Origin of the sequence: Secundilactobacillus paracollinoides DSM 15502 = JCM 11969 (assembly GCF_001311135.1) — a bacterium.
In the GTDB taxonomy this organism is placed as follows: Bacteria; Bacillota; Bacilli; order Lactobacillales; family Lactobacillaceae; genus Secundilactobacillus; species Secundilactobacillus paracollinoides.
On the sequence record NZ_BBAG01000115.1, the window covers coordinates 1 to 3,839 of the forward strand.

The 3,839-nt window shown below is 38.8% G+C and carries 6 protein-coding genes and 1 pseudogene; 3 read left to right on the plus strand and 4 right to left on the minus strand.

From position 1 onward, the window contains the following. The 4 genes from JCM11969_RS16140 to JCM11969_RS16155 form a co-directional block, all read right to left on the minus strand. Positions 1 to 659: replication initiator protein A (locus tag JCM11969_RS16140; protein WP_162231488.1), on the minus strand; the 659-nt coding region annotated here is incomplete at its 3' end. Positions 660 to 1,162: 503 nt separating this feature from the next. After that, on the minus strand, positions 1,163 to 1,540 hold the full coding sequence (locus JCM11969_RS16145) for a hypothetical protein (protein WP_054712869.1): 378 nt from the start codon (positions 1,538 to 1,540) through the stop codon (positions 1,163 to 1,165). A 15-nt stretch (positions 1,541 to 1,555) separates the two neighbouring features. After that, positions 1,556 to 1,831 carry a hypothetical protein gene (locus JCM11969_RS16150; protein WP_003625713.1) on the minus strand — a complete coding sequence of 92 codons (276 nt, stop codon included), beginning with the start codon at positions 1,829 to 1,831 and terminating at the stop codon, positions 1,556 to 1,558. Positions 1,832 to 1,833: 2 nt separating this feature from the next. Continuing rightward, complete coding sequence (locus JCM11969_RS16155) at positions 1,834 to 2,883, minus strand: ParM/StbA family protein (protein WP_003660162.1); 1,050 nt, start codon at positions 2,881 to 2,883, stop codon at positions 1,834 to 1,836. Positions 2,884 to 3,138: 255 nt separating this feature from the next. Between JCM11969_RS16155 and JCM11969_RS20055 the strand changes: the two genes are divergently transcribed. The 3 genes and pseudogenes from JCM11969_RS20055 to JCM11969_RS18110 form a co-directional block, all read left to right on the plus strand. After that, positions 3,139 to 3,390 carry an IS3 family transposase gene (locus JCM11969_RS20055; protein ID WP_002816285.1) on the plus strand — a complete coding sequence of 84 codons (252 nt, stop codon included), beginning with the start codon at positions 3,139 to 3,141 and terminating at the stop codon, positions 3,388 to 3,390. A gap of 93 nt (positions 3,391 to 3,483) precedes the next feature. Beyond that, positions 3,484 to 3,573: pseudogene (locus JCM11969_RS20610) on the plus strand (hypothetical protein); the annotation flags it as partial. Between the two features lie 21 nt (positions 3,574 to 3,594). Continuing rightward, a partial coding sequence (locus JCM11969_RS18110; RefSeq protein ID WP_162231487.1) for a DDE-type integrase/transposase/recombinase occupies positions 3,595 to 3,839 on the plus strand: 245 nt, incomplete at its 3' end.

Sequence of the window (3,839 nt, forward strand, 5' to 3'; positions counted from 1 at the left end):
TTGGCTGTGGAAAAGTCCAACTTTTGAGTATCTATATTGTATCTATTAGTATCTCTTTCTTTAAGTTCTTTATCTAGATTGACTGTAGAATTTACAGTTCTGCGCGCAGCAAGGGTTTGAGCGTCCTTTTCAACGGTGTCATGCTGAACTGTAGAATTTACAGTTCTGCGCGCAGCAAGGGTTTCAACGGTGTCATGCTGAACTGTAGAATTTACAGTTCTGCGCGCAGCAAGGGTTTCGGGCGTTTCTGACTGTTCACCACGCAAATACACGTCATTTGCTTGTACATCGAGGCCAGCAAGGTAGAGACGATTTGGTAGCTGTTTACCTGCCTTAGGCTGAAAACCCATACGTTTTTGCCGCAGTAGATTAAGCCCCTCTAGTTCTTTTTTGATCTTAATCACGGTCTTTTCGGAAGAGTTGAATAGTTCCATGAGTTCAGCATTCGTATAGACAAAGTAGATGTTGCCGTCTTCGTCCACCCAGTTGTTACGCAAAGAGTACTCTAGCCGGTCTTTTAGTACCATATAAGCCAATTTAGCGGCATTGCTTAGATGGCGATATTGTTCGCCGTACATTAATACCTTAGGGAACTGGAAAAACAAGGCTCCATATACGCTATTGGCGTCATAGTAATTGAAATCTGTTGATTTTGTCATAATAAAAACTCCCTTTCTTGACTGACACACGCTGTCTCAAAAGAGAGTTGCTAAAACATTTGATTTGCTTTAAAATACAAATCTGATATGCTCTAACTGAATTACAAAGCGAACATTGGTTGTGAGGGCTTTGTAGTTTCACCAGCATGTGTCTGTTTGTGAGTTGCCCAGTCGGCAACTTTTTTAATTTCTAACAACAAAAAATGGACTAAATAGCTCCAGTTAGCTACTTAGTCCATTGACTTCAATTTGTTTTTAACTATCCTTAACTTGTCCTCGGGGACTGGTTTGCGGTATAATTAACCTACAAATTAAGAACAATGTTCAGTCGATTTTCACCGGCAAGTTAAAATCGACTGAATCTAAGTAGCTGTCCTATAGCTACTTGCTAAACCTAAAATCCCTGATTCCTCGTGAATCGGGGATTTTTCTGTTTAGCTTGATCTCTTTATTCGGTTGTTAAATTAATCTTAGTCTAGCATAGCGCTTACCTAGCGGCAACTTTATTTGGTTTTGTATATTTTGCCAGCTTTTGGTTGAAACCAGTAGGCGATAGAAGATACCAGTAAATATTCGAACGTCAGCAATGCTTCTGGGTGTTTAAGCAAATTCCCATCAAAAGCACTGAAAATCATGAGCATAAGTAATCCGCAAAAATACGTGATAAACAGAGACATTATCTGTAAAATTCTTACGACAATACGACGGTTACCGCTGATTCTTTCAAATAATAGCTGTAGCCAATACTGCATTGGAAATAACCACTGTCGAATAAAAAAGCGGTCATCTACCAGGTGATTTTTTGCAATTCCAATGGCTGGGATTATCCAAAAGACAATAAGGCTGGTAAACAAAAATATAACACTTATTGGAATTCCCATAACAAGGCCCTCTTTCTAAATATCATTGTCTGAAAAGGCATTAAATCCTCCTTGCAAGCGTTCTTTGGAATCAGATGGTGATTCTGTGCTATTTTTAGGTGCTTCTGGAGCTTTTAGTTCATCTTTAACATAAGGATCACCTTGAGCCTTTAACCGTTCAATTTCGTGAATTAAAGCGGTTTTAACAAGTGTGGTTTTAGGAATTAATGATTTATCAAAGTAATCAAGGATTTCTTTGTCGACAATTTTCTCGGGATTTAGTCGGACGTTCAAGGTTTTAACTTTTCCCATGATTACTTGCTCCCTTCGTTTTGAGCTTGTTGACTTAATCCGTACTTATAAAAGCCGTTAACATTAGCAACTTCTGTATTTTTAACAATAACTGCGTTAGTGAAAGTAGTATTCAAGATTTTTTGGTTAAGCAAATTGGCTCCACCACCGGTAAAGAACAAAGTATCAATACTATCAAGGTTCTTTAACGTTGAAGTTACATTAGCAACTAAGCGCCGGGTAAACCGGTCAATTTCCTTGCAAACCAAATCAGTAATATCATCTTGACGATTTTTAGAAAATCGGTAGCTCCAATGATGTTGCTGGTTTCCCTTTCGTAAATCTTTTTCTAATTGATAAAGGCTAGTATCACCATTAATCCCGTTGGCAATGGCTTCATATAGATCATTTACGCCGGTATTAAATTGATGGCGGTTTTTGCCACTTAGCTCAAAGTTTAAAATCGTATCAATCAGTATTGTTCCACCACCTACGTCAACAATGCCGACTTTTTCGTCTAATAGATCTTTATTCTGGATAAAGCCTTCATCATCTAGTAGTTCGTTATATAAGGTGCCGATTGGTTGGGGCAAAATATAAACTTTACGAACTCTTACCGTCACGATTTTATCGTCAATAGTAACTTGGTGTTGGCCCTCTAAGACTTTTAATAAAGCTTTTAATTGTCCTTGGTCAGCATAATCTCCAGTTGGAAGTCCAGCAGTGACGACTACTTCTAAAACTTGATCTTTAGCCGCTTTGAAATCACTTGCTAGTAATCCCAGCGCAAAATTGGCTAGTAATTTAAATGCTTCACTATCGTATCGAGCACCATACATGATTGTATCCGCTAAATATTCGTCAAGGTGAAGTCCGTCAATATCTCGACCCCATACGTACTTATCGTCGCTAAAAGGGACTGAATAAGTGTGTAGGTCATTATTCATTGTAGAATTGCCAACTGACATCGGCATGTCTGCTTGGTTTAAATATCTTGAAGGCAGTACATATTCAGCTTTGCTGCTTTTTAATTTTGTCTGCTTGTTTCCTAAATCTAAGCTAAAAATATCTATAAAGCATTCTCCTTTATTTGCATTATATTGTATATATATAAAATACCACATTACATGCTATTTGTAAATAAACAGAATCACAAAAAATGCAACTAAATTAAGTTGCATTACAAAAAGTACCGCTTTGTTAGTCGTTTTCGTTTAATCTTGTATTTCTTTCGATACCTGATAAAGTGGATGTAAGCTGATTCCTGAGACAACTTTTAAGAGATGGTATAATGAATAAATCGTCTCTCAAAAGGAAGGAATTTTTACATGCCAACTCGTTACGACAAAGAATTCAAACAAAACATCATCAACCTATATAAACAAGGCGAATCAGCCGCCCAACTGGCCAGAGAATATGGCATTGGCTATTCAACCGTTCATAAGTGGATCCAGGGCCAAGCCAAAACTCAATCCGGTAAATCGCCAGACGAAATTAAAGCGATGGAAAAGCGGCTGGCTTCCCTGTCTGAGGAGAACGAAATTCTAAAAAAAGCCCTGGGCTTCCTTGCGCAGAAGTAACCAATATTTTTGATTACATTCACCAAGAAAGCCATCACCACCAGGTAACTAAGATGTGCCGAAGATGAGGACTTAAAACAACGGATTCTGCGGATCTTTGCGGAATTCAAGCAGCGATACGGCGTTATGAAGATCCACCATGAATTGAATCTGGAACTTCAACCACTGCAGCGTCGGTGCAGCCTAAGACGGATTTCCCGGCTCATGAAGGAACTGGATATCCACTCCGTTACCGTCAATAAATGGAAAGCGGCTTCGGCTTCCAAAACCAAGGTTGAACAGCGTCCCAACTTGCTTAAGCAGGATTTCTCGACCACTGGTTTAAATCAAAAATGGACCGCTGATATGACCTATATTCAAACGAAGCGTAATGGCTGGTGTTACTTATCAACCATCATGGATCTGCACTCAAGACGAATTATCGGCTATTCATTCTCAAAAAAGATGGC